Origin of the sequence: Streptomyces platensis, assembly GCF_008704855.1 — a bacterium.
Taxonomy (GTDB): Bacteria; Actinomycetota; Actinomycetes; order Streptomycetales; family Streptomycetaceae; genus Streptomyces; species Streptomyces platensis.
In genome coordinates, this window is the sequence record NZ_CP023691.1 from 6,829,902 (window position 1) to 6,847,613 (window position 17,712).

A 17,712-nucleotide genomic window follows, 5' to 3' on the forward strand; every position below is an offset into this window, starting at 1 on the left:
TCAGTGCAGCCCGCACTCGGTCTTGTTGCTGCCGGCCCAGCGGCCGGCCCTGGCGTCCTCGCCCTCCAGCACCCGGCGGGTGCAGGGCGCGCAGCCGACGGAGGCGTAGCCGTCCGTCAGCAGCGGGTTGGTGAGCACCCCGTGCTCGGCCACGTACGCGTCCACGTCGGCCTGCGTCCAGCGGGCGATCGGCGACACCTTGACCTTCTGACGCTTCGGGTCCCAGCCGACGACCGGGGTGTTCGCCCGGGTCGGCGACTCGTCCCGGCGCAGCCCCGTCGCCCAGGCGTCGTAGCCGGCCAGGCCCTCTTCGAGGGGCTTGACCTTCCGCAGCGCGCAGCACAGGTCGGGGTCGCGGTCGTGCAGCTTCGGGCCGTACTCGGCGTCCTGCTCGGCCACCGTCTGCACCGGGGTCAGGGTGAGCAGGTTGACGTCCATCACCTCGGCCACCGCATCGCGGGTCCCGAGGGTCTCGGGGAAGTGGTAGCCGGTGTCGAGGAAGACCACGTCCACGCCGGGGAACGCCCGCGACGCCAGATGCGCGACGACCGCGTCCTCCATCGAGGAGGTGACGCAGAAGCGCGGACCGAAGGTCTCGGCGGCCCACGTGAGGATCGCCAGTGCGGGCGCGTCCTCCAGGTCACGGCCCGCCTGCTCGGCGAGCTGCTTCAGGTCGGCAGCGTTGGTCACGACGTACCTCCGTCGGAAGCGGAAGGGGACTGGCCGGTGGCTCCCGGGGCCAGCAGGCCCAGGAACTTCAGCCGGAACGCGCGGCTGCAGGACCGGCATTCCCAGGCTCCATGGCCTTCCTCGGAGGGCAGCAGGTCCTCATCGCCGCAGTACGGGCAGTAGAACGGCGCCGCTCGCTCACTCACTTGAGGGCACCCTCTTCCGCCCGGGCCGCCCAGGTGGCGAACCGCTCGCCCTCCTCGCGCTGTGCCTCGAAGTTGCGCAGCACCCGCTCGACGTAGTCGGGGAGTTCATCGGCGGTGACCTTCAGGCCGCGGACCTTGCGGCCGAAGCCGGCCTCCAGGCCCAGCGCGCCGCCCAGGTGCACCTGGTAGCCCTCGACCTGGTTGCCCTCGTCGTCCAGGACCAGCTGGCCCTTGAGACCGATGTCCGCGACCTGGATACGGGCGCAGGCGTTCGGGCAGCCGTTGAGGTTGATGGTGACCGGCTCCTGGAAGTCCGGCATCCGCCGCTCCAGCTCGTCGATCAGCGAGGCGCCGCGGCCCTTGGTCTCGACGATCGCGAGCTTGCAGAACTCGATGCCGGTGCAGGCCATCGTGCCGCGCCGGAACGGTGAGGGGGTGACCTGGAAGTCCAGCGCCTCCAGCCCGGCGACCAGCGAGTCGACCTGGTCCTGCGTCACATCGAGGATGAGCATCTTCTGCTCGACGGTGGTACGCAGCCGGTCCGAGCCGTGCGCGGCGGCCAGTTCGGCGATCTTGGTGAGGGTGGTGCCGTCGACCCGGCCGACGCGCGGGGCGAAGCCCACGTAGAAGCGGCCGTCCTGCTGCTGGTGCACCCCGATGTGGTCGCGCCACTTGGACGCCGGCTCCTCGGGCGCGGGGCCGTCGGCCAGCTTGCGCTGGAGGTACTCGTCCTCCAGCACCTGGCGGAACTTCTCCGGGCCCCAGTCGGCCATCAGGAACTTCAGCCGGGCGCGGGTGCGCAGCCGGCGGTAGCCGTAGTCACGGAAGATGCCGACGACACCGGCCCAGACGTCCGCGACCTCGTCCAGCGGCACCCAGGTGCCCAGGCGCTGGGCGAGCTTGGGGTTGGTGGACAGCCCGCCGCCGACCCAGAGGTCGAAGCCGGGGCCGTGCTCGGGGTGGACGACGCCGACGAAGGCCACGTCGTTGATCTCGTGGACCACGTCCTGCACCGGCGAGCCGGAGATCGCGGTCTTGAACTTGCGCGGCAGGTTGGAGAATTCCTTGCTGCCGATGTAGCGCTCGTGGATCTCGTCGACGGCCGGGGTGCCGTCGATGATCTCGTCCGCCGCGATCCCGGCCACCGGGGAACCGATGATCACGCGCGGGCAGTCACCGCACGCCTCGGTCGTGGAGAGCCCGACGGCCTCCAGCTTCTCCCAGATGGCGGGGACGTCCTCGATGCGGATCCAGTGCAGCTGGATGTTCTGCCGGTCGGTGATGTCCGCGGTGCCGCGGGCGTACTCCTCGGAGACCTCGCCGATGGCGCGCAGCTGGGCCACGCTCAGCCGTCCGCCGTCGATGCGCACCCGCAGCATGAAGTGCTTGTCGTCCAGCTCCTCGGGCTCCAGGACCGCGGTCTTGCCGCCATCGATCCCGGGCTTGCGCTGGGTGTACAGCCCCCACCAACGCATCCGCCCGCGCAGGTCGTTGGGGTCGATCGAGTCGAAACCGGCCTTGGAGTAGATCGTCTCAATGCGTGTCCGCACATTGAGACCGTCATCGTCCTTCTTGAACTGCTCGTTGCCGTTGAGCGGCGTGAAGTGGCCAACGGCCCACTGGCCCTCACCGCGGTGGCGTCCGGCCTTGCGGCGGGTCGTGGCAGCTGCGGGGACTTCGGAGGAGGCGGCCATGGGTGTACGTCCTTCTGGGCGGGCTCAAGGGATCGGGACCGGTCGCCGGGCACCACGACGACCTGCGCGGACACACCGAAAGGCGGCGCGTGGCAACGCGTCGGGGAGGTCTGCGGGTCAAGGGGTGCCGGCGCGTCCGCGACGATGGGGACGGCGAGAAATGCGGTGCTGCTGGGTGCTGCCCGGGGCCGAAGGCCCTGGTGGATGCGACCTCAGCCCGCCCGACAAATGGCGCTGGACATGCGGCCGAGGTCGACGTGCCGCCGACTCACCAAGGCAATTCCAGCTCGAGACATGACGGAAGCCTGGCACGCCGCTCTCCGGCCAGTCCACCGTTATCCAGAATTTGGACACCTCCGTCCCGCATCGCGAGACAGTGTGTTGTCGGTCACTCCCCGGCAGGGTCGCTGGTCGTGAGCGGACCCGCACCGGGCCAGGGCCCGGGGGCAGCGGTCTCGGGCTCCTCGTCGACCGTGGTCTCGTACAGCCGGAAGCCGCGCCGCTGGTAGTTGGCCATCGCATGCGGGCCGTCCAGGCTGCAGGTGTGCACCCACACCCGCTTGGTCGGCGCCCGCCCCGGCCACCGTTCGGCCAGGTCCCAGGCCCGCTCGATTCCATACGCGAGCAGATACCCGCCGATCCGGCGCCCCCGGAATGCCGGGAGGAGTCCGAAGTAGCTGATCTCCACGGAGCCGTCCGCCGCGCCCGTCAGCTCGATGAACCCGGCGGGCGTGCCGCGCTCGTACGCCACCCAGGTCTCCACCCCCGGCTGCCCGAGGAACTCCGCCCACTGGGTGTACGGCCAGGTCAGCCGGTCGGTCCAGGTGATGTCCCCACCGACCGCCGTATAGAGGAAGCGGCTGAATTCGGGCGACGGCACCTCGGCTCGGGCGATACGGACGCCCTGCTCGGCCGGCGGCTCCTGGGCGGGGGAGGCGTCGGCGGGCGAGGTCTGTTCGAGGTACCAGGTGGTGACCGAGAGGCTCATGGGGCCAGGACATCACACCGGGCCCGGGGCGGGCGCCGGTCCGGCGGGGGGAAGTGAGGGGGCCGAACGGACGGCGGCGGCGGACCGTCCCGGATCGTGAGACGCCGGTTCACTTCGTGGGGCGTGGCCGGGCCGCCGGGCCTCCCCCGCTCCCCGGGGTCACCGACCCGGCGGGTGTCCCTGGCCGGATCCCGTCATCCGGGCGAAGACCACCACATTGCCCGCGTAACCGGAGCCCGCCGCATAGGGGCCGCCGCAGGTCAGGACCCGCAGTTCGGGGCGTCCGGTGGTGCCGTAGACCTTCCGGGAGGGGAACTTCCGCTTGTCGAAGACCTGGATGCCGTAGACCTCGAAGACCGCGGTCCGTCCGTCCTCGCGGGTCACCCGGATCGTCCGGCCCTTCTCCAGGGCGCCCAGCCCGTAGAAGACCGCGGGCCCGCTGCGGCTGTCGACGTGGCCGACGAGGACGGCGGTGCCGTTCTCCCCCGGGGTCGGGGCGTTCGCGTACCAGCCCGCCAGCCCGGGGTCCCCGGCCGGCGGGGCCGTGATGCGGCCGTTCCCGTCCAGGCCCAGCGGCACCAGCGGAGCCGATACATCGAGCGATGGAATCGCCACCCGGGAGGGGGCGGAACGGGGCAGCGGCGGTGGTGGGGGGCCGTCGGGCGGGAGGTCGCCGGGGAAGAGCGCCGAACCGGCTCCGGGCTGCGGCGGCCCCGCCGCCTCCCCGGTCAGGCCCTGCCGCACCATGCCGAGGCCGACGAGAGCGACCAGCGCCAGCACGCCCCACCGGGGCCGATGCGGCACCGCGGGATTCCTGGGCGCCGCTTCCGGCGGGCCTGGCGGGCTCATCACTCACCTCCCGTGGCCGCGTGCCCGGCAGCGAACGGTCCGCGGTCGGCACGCACGCCGGTGCACACCCCCTAGGGTCTGTCCGCCCCCGGCCCCGCAGCGACAACAGTCGGCCGAACGGGTGGCGGCGCCGAAGCAGCGCGCCGCGCGCCCGCTCCACCGTGCCCAGGGCCGCTCGGCGGACGGGCGCTCCCTGGAACGCCGCCCGCCGTACGGCCCCGTACGGCCCGCTACTCCTCGTGGAACACCGCACCGGCCAGCCGCTCGACCTGGTCCGGGTCCGGGGCCCAGCAATAGAGCATCACCTCGTCCGCGCCGACCTCCCGGCAGGTGGCCACCGCCTCGCGGATCTGCGCCCCTGTGGTGAGCAGGCCGTTCACCACGTGGTCGGCGAAGCTGTGCGGGGCGTAGTAGGCGCGCACCTCCGCGCGGGCGCGGTCGAGGGTCGGCTTCGGGCCGAGCGCGACATTGACCTGGGCCAGCAGCCGCGGCCGGCCCGTACGGCCGGCCCGGTCCCAGGCGTCCTCCACCTGACGGAAGAGTCCGCCGATCTGGCGGGGCGGCAGTGCGGCGCCGAGAAAGCCGTCGCCCCAGCGGGCCACCCGCTCCATCACGGCGGGTACGAACCCACCGAACAGCACCTCGGGCCCGCCGGGCCGCGCCGGGGCGGGGCCGATCGGGCCGACGTCCGCGGAGAGCGGCTCACCGGACCAGAGGCGCCGCAGCGTCGCCATCTGCGTATCGAGCCGGCGGCCGCGGGTGCGGAGGTCGACGCCGGCGGCCAGATAGTCGTCCTCGCGGCCGCCGATGCCGATGCCGAGGGTGAAGCGGGAGCCGGAGAGCAGATCGAGGGTGGCGGCCTGCTTGGCGAGCAGCGCCGTGCGGTGCAGCGGGGCGAGCAGCACCTCGGTCTGGAGCCGGATCCGGGAGGTGGCGCCGGCCAGGGTGGCCAGCGTGATCAGCGGCTCGGGGTTGTCGAACACCAGCCGGTCGAGGAGGGCGACGGTGCTGAACGGGGTGGCTTCGGCGCGCCGGGCCCAGCTCAGCAGCTGGGTGGGGTCGCCGATGGGAAGGCCAAGGCCTACGGACATGGTGGTGTCCTCCAGAAGGGCATGCGGGCATGCGGAATCACGGATTGTCGTGTCGCCCGCTCGTTCGGCTCCGCGCGTGCGGTACGCGCGGGCTGCTCCCGTTCTGCGACGGCCTTCTGGAGAGCTGATTCAGAGCGCCGTCACCTTACGAGAGGGCGGCACGGCACCGCATCCGGTTTTTCCGCCCGGTCGGTCGGCCGCTCCTTCAGCCCCGCCAACCACCGCCGCCGCGCCGCTCCCTCAGCCCCGGCGCGCCGCCGCCACCGCGGGCGCCAGCGACTGCGGCAGCAGATGCACGGGCTGCGGCGGCAGCCGGAGCTCCACCTCCACCCCGTCGGCGAAACGGTAGGGCCGGTGCGCCAGCACACTCGCGAGATGGCGGCGCAGCCGGGACAGCTCGGCGCGCACCGTGACCGTACGGCTGTCGTCGCCGAACAGGTCCCGGGCGAGTTCGGCGGCGCTGCGACCCTGCGGATGCGCGGCGAGCACGAACAGCAGCTCGGCATGGCGCGGGGTCAGCTCGTGCGACCAGCTGCCGGCCGGTCCGCTGACGGTGACCGTCGAGCCGTCCCGGCCGCTGACGTCCAGCACCACCCGGCTGGGCCCGGTGTCCCGCTCCTGCTGCCCGATACGGATCAGCCAGCCGCCGGGCAGCGGCTCCAGGGTGCACATGCCGTAGCGCGGCAGCCACAACGGCCCGGCCTCGGGCGACTTGGGCAGCGCCACCCGGTCCGGCGGGGTCAGGCCCGTCACCCCCACGACCCAGCCGTGCGGGTCGACGGCCAGCGCCCGTCCGCCGATCCGTGCCAGCACCGGCGCCGCGCTCGACCGCAGCCGTTCCAGGGTGCGGTGATGACGGGTGCGCAGCTCGCCCTCGGCGAGCCGGGCGACCGCGGACACCAGCGAGAGGGTGGTGGGGTGGAAGCCGGGCGCCGGGCCGCTGACGTCCACCGTGCCCAACAGCCGCCCGTCGCGCGGGTCGTGGAGCGGCGCCGCGGCACAGGTCCACTGGTGGTGGCTGCGGACGAAGTGCTCCGCGGAGTGCACCAGCACCGGCCGGCGGGCGACCAGGGCGATGCCGATGGCGTTGGTGCCGACGACGCCCTCCCGCCAGTCGGCGCCCTTGTCGAAGCCCAGCCGGTCGGCCATCCGGCGGACCGGCGCGCTGCCCTCCCGCCACAGCACCCGGCCCTCGGCGTCGGTGACCACCATGATCTGCTGCGCGGCATCGGCCGCCGCCAGCAGCCCCTCGTTCAGCACCGGCAGCACCGGGCTCAGCCGGGACATCTGCCGACGGTGCTCCAACTCCGCGACGGGCAGCGGGTTTTGCTGCTGCTCCCCGTCCGGGTCCACGCCCGAGACCCGCACCCGGCGCCAGGACTCACCGATGACCGCGCGGGGCGACGGGGCGTCCGACGGTGTCTCGCCCGCGAGTGCGGCCTCCCGGACCGTGGCGAGGCGGTGGGCGGTCACACGGATGTCCTGGGCCGACCAGATGGCACTGTCGATCGGTCTGTCGCTCACACTGCTCTCCGTTGCGCACTGTCCCCGGGTGCTGCCCGTCGTGCCGTCACCAGGCCGTCCTGGAAGGGCCATTGTTCAGGTCCGGACCGGCGCACTGCAACGGACTGCAACCGTTGTGGCCTATGACGCGTTCCCGGGAATCTTGGCGGAGCGGCCGATGGTGCCCCGCCACCGCGGGTTCGCCGGACACCCGTCGGGGAACCACCGGTGAGGGCCGGGATGCCATCGGCCGCCGTGCGATGTCGGCAGTGCGGGGGAGGGGGCGCACCATGAGGGCTGCTGCCCCGCGTGTCGTGGTGATCGGAGCCGACGAGGGAACCCGCATCGTGCGGGCGGCCCGGCTGGCGGAGCACTACGGGATTCCCCGGCTGCCCGCGGTCGATCTGCTGATCCGGCGTCAGCGGCTGCCCGCCGACGGCTATGTCGTCGACGGCGCCCCGCAACTCCTCGACCGGGTGGCCGGCACCGGCGGTCTGCTGCCCGCGCTGGCCTTTGCCGACCTCGTGGTCCTGCTGCACGGTGCGGACTGGAGCGGCGCCGACGAGGCCTGCCGGGTGCTGCGCTACTACGAGGCGCGCGGGGTGCTGGTGGAGTTCCCGCCGGACGCACCGGACGGCGATCTCGTCGTGGCCATCGATGCCGCGGTGCGCGGGCGCGGCACAGACCCGCCGGAGCGCCCCGGCGGCCCCTGAGACCGGGGAGCGGTGCCGGGTCGGCGCGGCACCGCTCCCTGACCGGCGCGGCGGCGGTAACCCCCTGTCCCCGTCGTTCCGTCGGGCCGACGGCCCGGAAGCGACGGGGAGCCGCCGCCGCGTCGCTGCACCGGTCCGGCCGGCGGGGACTCAGCGGTCGACCATCGGCCGGGCCGGCGGCGGCTCAGCAGTCGATCACCGGCCGGGCCCGCTCCACCACCGCCGCGAGATCCAGGGTGTGCGGCAGCGTGCCGAACGCCGCGCCCGCGTCGCCGCCCAGCCGGGAGGCGCAGAACGCGTCCGAGACCTCGGACGGTGCGTGGCGCACCAGCAGCGACCCCTGGAGCACCAGCGCCATCCGCTCCACCAGCCGCCGGGCCCGTGCCTCGATGCCCTCCAGGTCGGCGAGTTCGGTGAGCATCCCCTTGATCGCCCGGTCCAGCCGGTGGTCCGCGCCGCGCGCCGCCCCGACCTCGGTCAGGAACGCGTTCAGCGCCTCGGGTTCGCGCCGCAGGGCCCGCAGGACGTCCAGCGCCTGGACATTGCCGGCGCCCTCCCAGATCGAGTTGAGCGGCGCCTCCCGCAGCAGCCGCGGCAGCCCCGACTCCTCGACATAGCCGTTCCCGCCCAGACACTCCAGCGCCTCCGCCACCATCGGCGTGCACCGCTTGGTCACCCAGTACTTCGCCGCCGGGACCGCCAGCCGCAGAAAGTGCCGGTCCTGCTCGGTACCGCCGTCGTACGCGGCCGCCAGCCGCAGCGCGAGCGTGGTCGCCGCCTCCGACTCCAGCGCCAGATCGGCCAGCACATTGCGCATCAGCGGCTTGTCGATCAGCCGGCCGCCGAACGCCTCCCGGTGGGCGCTGTGGTGAACGGCCTGGGTCACCGCCTGCCGCATCACCGCCGCGGACGCGCTGACACAGTCCAGCCGGGTCGCCGCGACCATCTCGATGATCGTCGCCACCCCGCGCCCCTCCTCGCCGACCCGGCGGGCCCAGCTCCGCCCGTCGAACTCGACCTCCGCCGAGGCGTTCGAGCGGTTGCCGAGCTTGTCCTTGAGCCGCTGGATGCGGAAGGCGTTACGGGTGCCGTCCGGCAGCACCCGCGGCAGCAGAAAGCAGGTGAGCCCTCCGGGGGCCTGGGCCAGCACCAGGAAGGCGTCCGACATCGGCGCCGAACAGAACCACTTGTGTCCGGTCAGCACATACTCGCCGGGTGCGGCCAGCGGCTCGGCGCGGGTGGTGTTGGCCCGTACGTCGCTGCCGCCCTGCTTCTCCGTCATGGCCATCCCGGCCAGCGCGCCGCCCTTCTCGGCGACCGGCCGCAGCTCCTGCTCGTACACCGGGGAGGTCAGCAGCGGCTCCCATTCGGCCGCCAGCTCCGGCTCGGCGCGCAGCGCGGGTACCGCCGCATGGGTCATCGACACCGGGCAGCCGTGCCCCGCCTCGGCCTGCGTCCACACGATGAAGCCGGCGGTGCGGCGGACATGGCCGTCCGGCCGGGACCAGGCGCCGGTCAGACCGGCCGTGACGGCGTGGCCGAGCAGCCGGTGCCAGGCCGGGTGGAACTCCACCTCGTCGATGCGGTGGCCGAAGCGGTCATGGGTGCGCAGCACCGGTGGATGCCGGTCGGCCTGTTCGGCCCAGTGCTGGGCGTGCGCGGAGCCGGCCGCCTTGCCCAGCGTGCCCAGTTCTTCGCGCACCTCGTCGAGCCGCTCGGCGGCGATGTAGCGGGTGACGCCCTCGGTGAGGGCCGGGTCGTTCGCGAAGACGTCGTAGCCGACCAGCGGCGGGGGCTGGTTCGTGACCGTGTGAGTGGTGGCTGCCATGCCGGATACGGTAAGGAGGTGCAGCCGGAGAACGAACCAACCGAGCGGCCCGCGGGCCGTCTGATCAAGGCCCGCGCGCTGTACCGCAACGTTTCCAAGCGCCGGCTGGCCTGGCTCCTGCTCAAGGACACCGTCAACTCCTGCATGAAGTACCGGGTCACCGGGCTGGCCGCGGAGGCCGCGTTCTGGAGTCTGCTGTCGTTGCCGCCGCTGATCCTGGGTCTTCTGGGTGTGCTCGGCTATACGGACGCCTGGATCGGCCACGACACCATCGAAAGTGTCCGGCAGCGCATCCTCGAAGGCGCGGGCACCGTGCTGTCCGACAAGGGCGTGAACGAGATCGCCCGGCCGCTGCTCAACGATGTCTTCACCGGCCGCCGCCCGGACGTCATCTCCTTCGGCTTCGCCATCGCCCTGTGGTCCGGCTCCCGGGCGATGAACGTCTTCGTCGACACCATCACGATCATGTACGGGCTCGACGGGCGGCGCGGCATCGTCAGGACCCGGCTGCTGGCGTTCGTGCTCTACCTCGCCGCGCTGCTGGTCGGCGCCGTCGCGCTGCCGCTGATGGTGGCCGGGCCCGACACCGTCGTGAGCTGGCTGCCGGCCAGCGAGCATGTCATCCGGGCGCTGTACTGGCCGGTCGTCCTGCTGCTGTCGGTCGCCTTCCTCACCACCCTCTATCACGCCTCCGTACCGGTCCGTTCGCCCTGGCCGGAGGACATTCCCGGCGCGGTGGTCGCCCTCGGCATGTGGCTGCTCGGCAGCTTCCTGCTGCGGCTCTACCTCACCTCGACGGTCGAGGGGCCCACGATCTACGGCTCGCTGGCCGCGCCGGTCGCCGTGCTGCTGTGGATCGGGGTGTCCGCCTTCGCGGTGCTGGTCGGGGCCGCGATGAATGCCTCGCTCGACCGGGTGTGGCCGTCGGTCGCCACGGCCGCGGCGCGCGAGGAGATCGCCCGGCGGATGGCCGCGAAGACCGGAGCGACGGCGGACACCGGCGATGCGGACGGTGCCGGGGCGGGCGGTGACGGCCGCGGTGACGGCCGCGGGGACGGCGACCAGAGCCGGGGCGCCGGCGACGGCTGCGACGGCTGATCCGGCGTGCCACCCGTCCGGCCGCATACGGCCGCGGTGCGCCGCGCGCGCCGGCACGGGAAGCCGTGCGCGAGCCATTGACACTCACGGAACCCGGGCAGATGATCCTTGCCGACCGTTCGGCGAACGAAAGTTCACCAGGCGAACATCCTGCTGGTATCGCACCGTGATCCGTGAATCCGAGGTCCCCATGTCTCCCATCGGCATGCCCCCCGCCGGTCTCCCGCCCTCCGCCGCCCGCGGCCACACCTTCCGTTCCGTCGCGCCCGTCCTGGCGCTGTGCTGGCTCGCCGTGTTCTTCGACGGAATGGACGTCAGCATCTACGGGGCCGTCATGCCGCATATGCTCGACGACCCCGGATTCGGCCTCACCCCCGCGGTGGCCGGCACGATCGGCAGCTGGGTCACCCTCGGCATGCTGATCGGCGCGCTCGGCACCGGCACCCTCACCGACTGGCTCGGCCGCCGCCCCGTCCTCGTCGCCGGGGTGCTGGTGTTCTCCGCCGGTTCGGCGGCGTGCGCGCTCGCCGGCACGCCCGGCCTGTTCGGCGCCGGACGCTTCCTCGCCGGTCTGGGGCTCGGCGGTCTGATGCCCATCTGCCTGTCGATGGTGATGGAGTTCGCGCCGCGCGGCCGGGCCGCCCTCGCCACCGGCCTGCTGATGACCTCGTACCACGCGGGCGCCATGTGCGCGACGGTCCTGGGTCTGACGCTCGCCCCCACGCACGGCTGGCGCTGGGTGTTCTGGGTCGGCGCCCTGCCCGCGTTCGTCGCCGCCCCGCTGCTGCTGCGCCTGCTGCCGGAGTCGCCCGGTGTGCTGCTCGCCAAGGGCCGTACCGCCGAGGCCGCGGCGGTCGCCGGCCGCTACGGCATGGCCCCTCCGGTCCTCGCCGACGCGCCGGCCCAGGGCGCCAGGGGCCGCCTCGCCTCGGTCCTCGCCCTCTTCCGCCCCGGCGTCCGCCTGGCCACCCCGCTGCTGTGGCTCGCCTCGTTCTGCGGCCTTCTCCTGGTGTACGGCGTCAGTACCTGGCTGCCGCAGATGATGCGCGCCTCCGGGTACGGCCTCTCGTCCTCGGTCAGCTTCCTGTTCATCATCAACGCGGGCGGCATCGCCGGCCTGCTGATCGCGGGCCGCCTCGCCGACCGCTACGGCCCGGTCAGGATCTCCGCCCTCTGGTTCCTGCTGACCGCCGCCGGCGCCCTGCTCCTCGGGGCGCGGCTGCCGCTCGGTGCCACCTATGTGGTCGTCGCCGTCACCGGCGTCTGGCTCTTCAGCGCGCAGGTGATGGTGTACGCGGCGACCCATCGCGTCTATCCGCCCGCCGAACGGGCCACCGGCCTCGGCTGGGTCACCGGCATCGGCCGCACCGGCGCGGTCGTCGGCCCCTGGCTCGGCGGCGTCCTCGCGGCGTCCGCCAACAGTCAACTCGGCTTCACCGCCTTCGCGCTGGCCGGTCTGCTGGGTGCGCTCGCCATCGGCTCGGTGCCGCTCGCCCGGCGCCTCGGCCGCCCGTCGGCGACCGTACCGGCGCCGGAGGTGACCGGTATGGAGCGCTGAACGGGAGGAGAGGCGCCGCCTCGTGTCACCTCCGCGCGCCCCGGTGCGCCGACGCTCCCGGCGCGGCGTGCCGGCCTCCTCATATCCCTTTCCGCCACCCGGAGTTGTGTGGAGCGGCGGTGCGTCGACTATTCTCGTGCAACGTACGGGAATAGGTGAGGGGAAGACATGACGCCATACACGCAGGACGTCGCACCGCGGTCCCACTGGGCCGCACCGTCCGGGAAGCCGCCGCTGTCCTCGCGGATGATGCGGGCGACCTGGCGCGGACTCCCGGCCACACAGCACGACATCGGCTGGGAACCGGGCCTTGAGGTGCCGGCCGCGGACGGCAGCCTCCTGCGCACGGACCACTACTTCCCCCGTACGAAGGGCGACTTCCCCACCCTGCTCGTGCGCTCGCCCTACGGCAGGGGCCTGCCCTGGTCACCCCTCTTCGGTGTGCTCTTCGCCGAACAGGGCTTCCATGTGGTCCTCCAGAGCTGTCGCGGCACCGCCGGGTCGGGCGGCCGGTTCGACCTGTGGCGCAACGAGGCCGCCGACGCGCAGGCCGCGGTGTCCTGGCTGCGGCAGCAGCCCTGGTTCACCGGAAACCTCGGCACGATCGGCCCCAGCTACCTGGGCTATGTCCAGTGGGCGCTCGCCCTGGACCCGCCACCGGAGCTGAAGGCGATGGTGATCCAGGTCGGACTGCACGACCCCCATGCCCTCTTCCACACGGGCGGCGGGTTCCTCCTGGAGAACGCCCTCGCCGTCGGCGTCGGCATGACCTACCAGCACCAGGGGATGCTGCCCCTCGCGCGGCGGGCGCTGCGCCTCCAGCGCCGGCTGCGCGAGATCACCGGCGCGCGGCCGCTGCGCCGGGCCTATGAGTCCGCCCTCGGAGAAGTGCCCTGGCTGGACGGCGCGATGACCCACCCGGACGCCGACGACCCGTACTGGGACGGTGCGTCCGTGGCGGAGGCGGCGCAACGGCTGAGCGTGCCCACCTGTCTGATCGCCGGGTGGCACGACGCGCTGGCCGGCCAGAACTTCGAGCAGTTCGCCCGGCTCCGGCGGGCCGGCTGCGAGTCCTCGCTGCTCGTCGGCCCCTGGACGCACACCTCCGCGATGCAACAGGGCTGGCCCGTGGTCTTCGCCGAGAGCCTCGCCTGGCTGCGCGCGCACCTGTGCGACGACCCCGCCGGGCTGCGCCCCACCCCCATACGTGTCCATGTCGGCGGTGAGGACGCCTGGCGGGATCTCGACGACTGGCCGCCGCACGCCGCCACCACCGCCTGGTTCGCCGGGGAGAACGGCGTGCTCAGCGGGCAATCCCCGGAGGCGGAAGGCCCGTTGGCGTCCTTCCGCTACGACCCGGCCGATCCCACCCCGTCCGTGGGCGGGCCGCTGCTCTCCCGCGCTTCCGGTGCCCGCGACAACGGCACCCTGGAGGCGCGGGACGACGTCCTGACGTTCACCGGTCCGCCGCTGACCGAGCCGGTCGACGTGCTCGGCCCGGTCTCCGCGCGGCTGCGGATCGCCACCGACACCGGCCACGCCGAGGTCTTCGCCCGCCTCTGCGACGTGGACGCCCGGGGCCGTTCCACCAATGTCTGCGACGGGCTGATGCGGGTGCGCACGAGCGGGGTGACCCCCTCGGAGGTCACCGTGGCGATGGGCGCCACCGCCCACCGCTTCGCCGCCGGTCACCGGATACGCCTCCAGATCAGCGGCGGCGCCCATCCGCGCTACGCCCGCAGCCCCGGCACGGGGGAATCGTCCGTCGAGGCCACCCACCTCCAGCCGGTCCACCTCACGGTGTACTCGGGGTCGGCCCTGACGCTGCCTCAGGAGACCCCGTAGGGGAGGGCCGGGGCGGTCACCGCACCGGAATCCGGGCGTACCGCCCCGCCACCCACAGATCCGCCTCGATGCCGGCGGCGGCGGTGCGCAGCGCGGGCAGCAGGGCCTCGCGGGCCTCGTCGGGGGTGCGACGGGCCGCGTGGGTGGAGACGTTGACGGCGGCGACCACCCGGCCGGTGCGGTCGTGGACGGGGACGGCGAGCGAGCGCAGGCCCTCTTCGAGCTCCTCGTCGACCAGGGCGTAGCCCGCCGAGTGGGCCTCTTCCAGGAGCGCGCCGAGGCGTTCGGGGTCGGTCACGGTGTGGCGGGTGAGCGGCTCCGGGCGCAGGCGGGCCAGCCGGGCGGAGCGCTCGGCCGGGGGCAGGCCGGCGAGCAGCACCCGGCCCATGGAGGTCGGATACGCCGGAAAACGGGTGCCCAGCGTGATGTTGACGCTCATGATGCGCACGGTGGGGACCCGGGCGACGTACTGGATGTCGTCGCCCGCGAGGACCGCCATCGAGGCGGAGTCGTGCACCCGCTCGACCAGCGAGGCGAGATGCGGGAGGGCGATATCGGGCAGGGTGAGGCCCGCGAGGTGGGCGAAGCCCAGCTCCAGCACCTTCGGCGTGGGGCGGAAGAGCTTCCCGTCGGTGGTGAGGTAGCCGAGGTGTTCCAGGGTGAGCAGGGCGCGGCGGGCGGTGGCGCGGGCCAGGCCGGTGGCCTCCGCCACGGCGGTGAGCGGGAGCGCCGCGCGGCCGGTGCCGAACGCGGTGAGGGTGATCAGCCCGCGGGCCATCGATTCGACGAATTCCGGGCCCAGTTCCTGCTTGGACGCGCGCATCCAGGCGGCGTGGGACGGGCCGGGGGCTGCCTCGGAGGCCGGGCCTTCCTGGGGTGCCCGTAGCGCGTCCTCCATGGCGGAGACCGTCTCGCGCAGCCGGGGGAGTACCGCGCCGGGCAGCGCGTCCGCGCTCAGCCGGCTGGTGTGGCTGACGACGCTGAGCGCACAGACCGGGCGGCCGTCGGCGTCCCGGACGGGCACCGCCACGGCCACCAGCCCCGGCTCGATGAGCTGATCGTCCAGGGACCAGCCGGCGGTGCGCGCGGCGGCCACCCGCGCCACGAAGTCCGCGGCCGAGGCGGCGCCGGCGGCCCCGTCCCCGGCGCGCCGCGGCGGAACGGCCGGGAAGCCCGCGTCCGTCGGATCGGCCGCCCGGCGCGCCCGCCACCGCTGCCAGTCCGCCTCGTCCCACCCGTCCGCGAACAGCGCGCCCGGCGCGCCCCGCTCGGCGGGCAGCAGATCGCCGATGCGGAACGCCAGCGACATGGCGCGGCGGCGGGTCGCCTGGTGGACGAAGCGCACCCCGTCGCCGTCCGGCACCGCCAGCGACACCGACTCGTCCAGCTCATCGGCCAGCCGGTCGGCGAGCGGGCCGAGCCGGTCGGGGAGTTCGCAGGCGGCGAGGTAGGCGTTGCCCAGCTCCAGCAGGCGTGGTGCGAGCACCGCGTCCCGGCCCTCGGTCCGTACGTAGCCGAGCCGGGTGAGGGTGCTCAGTACCCGGTCCACGGTCGAGCGGGCGAGGCCGGTATCGCGCACCAGGTCGCCGACGGACCGCCGGCCGCCGCCGGTCGCCAGCTCCCGCAGCACGGACAGGCTGCGCATCAGCGGCCCGACCGCCTCCGGTGGCGGCGGCGCTGACGGGTCGGTGGCGGCGGGGTGGGTCATGGCCTCTCCCTGGTGCGTCGATCTCGTCGGAACCGTACCCGGCGCACCGTTGACAGGGCCGGGGGCCGGGGCCAGACTCAGGACGGTGACATTATGAACTTAAGTTCACTGTGCGAACAACCTGCTGCGGGGCGGCTCGTGAGGCCAGGCCCCGGGATGACCCGAGGGTGAGGACATGGCCGACATCCGTTCCCTGCACGAGGCCGTCGCGGAGCTGATCCATGACGGCGACACCGTGGCGCTGGAGGGGTTCACCCACCTCATCCCGTTCGCCGCCGCGCACGAGATCATCCGTCAGGGCCTCAAGGACCTCACGCTCGCCCGGATGACCCCCGATGTCGTCTACGACCAGCTGATCGGCGCGGGCGCGGCCCGGAAGCTGGTCTTCTCCTGGGGCGGTAACCCGGGCGTCGGTTCGCTGCACCGCTTCCGGGACGCGGTCGAGCACGGCTGGCCCGCCCCGCTGGAGATCGACGAGCACAGCCACGCCGGGATGGCCAACCGCTACGCCGCGGGCGCGGCCCGGCTCCCGTTCGCGGTGCTCCGCGGCTACCGCGGCAGCGACATCCCGGCCCGTACGCCCACGGTCTCCACCGTCGTCTGCCCGTTCACCGGCGAGGAACTGGCCGCCGTCGCCGCCCTCAACCCGGATGTCACGGTCATCCACGCACAGCAGGCCGACCGGGCCGGCAACGTCCAGCTGTGGGGCCTGACCGGGGTGCAGAAGGAGGCGGCACTCGCCGCCCGGCGCGTCCTGGTCACCGTCGAGGAGATCGTCGGCACCCTGGAGCCGCGCCCCGGCTCCGTCGTCCTGCCCACCTGGGTCGTCGACGCGGTCGCGCTCGTCCCCGGCGGTGCCCATCCCTCATACGCGGCCGGCTATTCGGTCCGGGACAACGCCTACTACCGGGAGTGGGACGGCATCGCACGGGACCGGGCGGCGTTCGGGCGGTGGCTGGCGGAGTGTGTGCGGGGGGAGGGGAGTTCGGCGCGGGGGGCGGCCGTGGGGGACGCGGGCGCGGGGGACAGGGACGGGGCCGGGGCCGCCGTCGCCGTTCCGGCCGCCTCCCCGGAGCGCGCCCCCGGCTCCGCCCCGGAGGATGCCCCCGACTCCACCCCCGCGACCGCCCCCGACTGCACCCCCGACGAGCTGATGGAGGTCAACGCCGCCCGTGCGCTCGCGGGGGCGCGGTCCTGCTTCGTCGGTATCGGGCTGCCCAGTACGGCCGCCAACCTCGCCCGCCGTACGGTCAATCCGGATCTGGTGCTGGTCTACGAGTCCGGCACCCTCGGCTCCAAGCCGACCCGGCTGCCGCTGTCCATCGGGGACGGCGAACTGGCCGACACCGCGGACTCGGTGGTGTCGGTGCCGGAGATGTTCAACTACTGGCTCCAGGGCGGCCGGATCGATGTCGGCTTCCTCGGCGCCGCGCAGGTCGACCGGTTCGCCAATATCAACACCACCGTCGTCGACCGCGGCCCCGGCCGGCCCGAGGGACGGTTGCCCGGCGCGGGCGGCGCCCCCGAAATCGCCGCCAACTGCGGGCAGGTGCTGATGGTCCTGCGGCACAGCCGCCGTAACTTCGTCGGGACGCTGGACTTCGTGACCACCCTCGGCCACGGTGCCGGCCCCGGCGACCGGGCGGCGCTCGGACTGCCCGGCGCCGGTCCGACGGCCGTCATCACCGACCTCGGCGTCCTGCGCCCCGACCCGGACACCGCGGAACTCGTCCTCACCGAGCTGCACCCGGGAGTGACGGCCGATCAGGTCCGGGCGGCCACCGGCTGGGACCTCAGGGAGGCCGACCGGATCGGCGTCACCGCCCCGCCCACCCCCGCCGAACTCGCCGCCCTGCGGGCCCTGAAGGCGGCCGCCGCGGACGAACCACCCCACCGCTCCGGCAAGGACGCCTGATGCCCCCCGGCCGCCCGGGGACGTCGCAGTGCCCGCCGACGCATCCC

General features: G+C 73.6%; 15 protein-coding genes and 1 pseudogene. 6 read left to right on the top strand and 10 right to left on the bottom strand.

Going from position 1 to position 17,712, the window contains the following annotated elements; genetic code table 11:
* The 8 genes from CP981_RS30140 to CP981_RS30170 all read right to left on the bottom strand — a co-directional run bounded on the left by CP981_RS30140 (position 1) and on the right by CP981_RS30170 (position 7,021).
* Complete coding sequence (locus CP981_RS30140; protein ID WP_085923822.1) at positions 1–690, bottom strand: phosphoadenylyl-sulfate reductase; 690 nt, start codon at positions 688–690, stop codon at positions 1–3.
* On the bottom strand, positions 687–875 hold the full coding sequence (locus CP981_RS30145) for a hypothetical protein (RefSeq protein WP_085923823.1): 189 nt from the start codon (positions 873–875) through the stop codon (positions 687–689). Before CP981_RS30145 ends, CP981_RS30140 begins: the two co-directional genes overlap by 4 nt.
* Positions 872–2,569 (bottom strand): nitrite/sulfite reductase, encoded by a 1,698-nt coding sequence (locus CP981_RS30150; RefSeq protein WP_085923824.1) that lies wholly within the window; start codon positions 2,567–2,569, stop codon positions 872–874. Before CP981_RS30150 ends, CP981_RS30145 begins: the two co-directional genes overlap by 4 nt.
* A 212-nt stretch (positions 2,570–2,781) precedes the next feature.
* The gene (locus CP981_RS39585; RefSeq protein ID WP_350257049.1) at positions 2,782–2,865 is read right to left on the bottom strand and encodes a putative leader peptide; all 84 of its coding nucleotides are present in this window, start codon (positions 2,863–2,865) and stop codon (positions 2,782–2,784) included.
* Between the two features lie 92 nt (positions 2,866–2,957).
* A complete protein-coding gene (locus CP981_RS30155; RefSeq protein WP_085923825.1) occupies positions 2,958–3,557 on the bottom strand; it encodes a GNAT family N-acetyltransferase in 600 nt (199 codons plus the stop codon).
* 159 nt (positions 3,558–3,716) lie between these two features.
* Positions 3,717–4,406, bottom strand: a complete 690-nt coding sequence (locus CP981_RS30160; protein WP_425282173.1) for a class F sortase — start codon at positions 4,404–4,406, stop codon at positions 3,717–3,719.
* Between the two features lie 230 nt (positions 4,407–4,636).
* On the bottom strand, positions 4,637–5,497 hold the full coding sequence (locus CP981_RS30165; protein ID WP_085923827.1) for an LLM class flavin-dependent oxidoreductase: 861 nt from the start codon (positions 5,495–5,497) through the stop codon (positions 4,637–4,639).
* 240 nt (positions 5,498–5,737) lie between these two features.
* Entirely contained in the window at positions 5,738–7,021 is a 1,284-nt protein-coding gene (locus CP981_RS30170) for a GAF domain-containing protein (RefSeq protein ID WP_085923828.1), read from the bottom strand.
* 269 nt (positions 7,022–7,290) lie between these two features.
* On the opposite strand from CP981_RS30170, the gene CP981_RS30175 reads away from it, so the two are divergent.
* Entirely contained in the window at positions 7,291–7,713 is a 423-nt protein-coding gene (locus CP981_RS30175) for a hypothetical protein (protein ID WP_085923829.1), read from the top strand.
* Between the two features lie 184 nt (positions 7,714–7,897).
* Here the strand turns inward: CP981_RS30175 and CP981_RS30180 are convergent, their stop codons facing one another.
* Positions 7,898–9,541, bottom strand: a complete 1,644-nt coding sequence (locus CP981_RS30180; RefSeq protein ID WP_085923830.1) for an acyl-CoA dehydrogenase family protein — start codon at positions 9,539–9,541, stop codon at positions 7,898–7,900.
* 18 nt (positions 9,542–9,559) lie between these two features.
* Between CP981_RS30180 and CP981_RS30185 the strand changes: the two genes are divergently transcribed.
* The 3 genes from CP981_RS30185 (at position 9,560) to CP981_RS30195 (ending at position 14,042) form a co-directional block, all read left to right on the top strand.
* Positions 9,560–10,639: a YihY/virulence factor BrkB family protein gene (locus CP981_RS30185; RefSeq protein ID WP_085923831.1), complete on the top strand. Its 1,080-nt coding sequence runs from the start codon at positions 9,560–9,562 to the stop codon at positions 10,637–10,639.
* Positions 10,640–10,829: 190 nt separating this feature from the next.
* A complete protein-coding gene (locus CP981_RS30190; RefSeq protein ID WP_085923832.1) occupies positions 10,830–12,197 on the top strand; it encodes an MFS transporter in 1,368 nt (455 codons plus the stop codon).
* A 168-nt stretch (positions 12,198–12,365) separates the two neighbouring features.
* Positions 12,366–14,042: a CocE/NonD family hydrolase gene (locus tag CP981_RS30195; protein ID WP_085923833.1), complete on the top strand. Its 1,677-nt coding sequence runs from the start codon at positions 12,366–12,368 to the stop codon at positions 14,040–14,042.
* 16 nt (positions 14,043–14,058) lie between these two features.
* Here the strand turns inward: CP981_RS30195 and CP981_RS30200 are convergent, their stop codons facing one another.
* On the bottom strand, positions 14,059–15,750 hold the full coding sequence (locus tag CP981_RS30200) for an IclR family transcriptional regulator domain-containing protein (protein ID WP_085923834.1): 1,692 nt from the start codon (positions 15,748–15,750) through the stop codon (positions 14,059–14,061).
* Positions 15,751–15,925: 175 nt separating this feature from the next.
* On the opposite strand from CP981_RS30200, the pseudogene CP981_RS30205 reads away from it, so the two are divergent.
* Both CP981_RS30205 and CP981_RS30210 read left to right on the top strand, forming a co-directional pair.
* Positions 15,926–16,726 (top strand): annotated as a pseudogene (locus tag CP981_RS30205) (CoA transferase subunit A); the annotation flags it as partial.
* Positions 16,727–16,903: 177 nt separating this feature from the next.
* Positions 16,904–17,665, top strand: coding sequence for a CoA-transferase subunit beta (locus CP981_RS30210; RefSeq protein WP_085923918.1), 762 nt, complete (start codon positions 16,904–16,906; stop codon positions 17,663–17,665).
* Positions 17,666–17,712 lie beyond the last annotated feature (47 nt).

Bases quoted from the DNA above. Each gene is read 5' to 3' on its own strand.
- CP981_RS30195 (WP_085923833.1), top strand. From the start codon at position 12,366: ATGACGCCATACACGCAGGACGTCGCACCGCGGTCCCACTGGGCCGCA.
- CP981_RS30200 (WP_085923834.1), bottom strand. From the start codon at position 15,750: ATGACCCACCCCGCCGCCACCGACCCGTCAGCGCCGCCGCCACCGGAG.
- CP981_RS30180 (WP_085923830.1), bottom strand. From the start codon at position 9,541: ATGGCAGCCACCACTCACACGGTCACGAACCAGCCCCCGCCGCTGGTC.
- CP981_RS30165 (WP_085923827.1), bottom strand. From the start codon at position 5,497: ATGTCCGTAGGCCTTGGCCTTCCCATCGGCGACCCCACCCAGCTGCTG.
- CP981_RS30155 (WP_085923825.1), bottom strand. From the start codon at position 3,557: ATGAGCCTCTCGGTCACCACCTGGTACCTCGAACAGACCTCGCCCGCC.
- CP981_RS30150 (WP_085923824.1), bottom strand. From the start codon at position 2,569: ATGGCCGCCTCCTCCGAAGTCCCCGCAGCTGCCACGACCCGCCGCAAG.
- CP981_RS30160 (WP_425282173.1), bottom strand. From the start codon at position 4,406: ATGAGCCCGCCAGGCCCGCCGGAAGCGGCGCCCAGGAATCCCGCGGTG.
- CP981_RS30210 (WP_085923918.1), top strand. From the start codon at position 16,904: ATGGAGGTCAACGCCGCCCGTGCGCTCGCGGGGGCGCGGTCCTGCTTC.
- CP981_RS39585 (WP_350257049.1), bottom strand. From the start codon at position 2,865: ATGTCTCGAGCTGGAATTGCCTTGGTGAGTCGGCGGCACGTCGACCTC.
- CP981_RS30190 (WP_085923832.1), top strand. From the start codon at position 10,830: ATGTCTCCCATCGGCATGCCCCCCGCCGGTCTCCCGCCCTCCGCCGCC.
- CP981_RS30175 (WP_085923829.1), top strand. From the start codon at position 7,291: ATGAGGGCTGCTGCCCCGCGTGTCGTGGTGATCGGAGCCGACGAGGGA.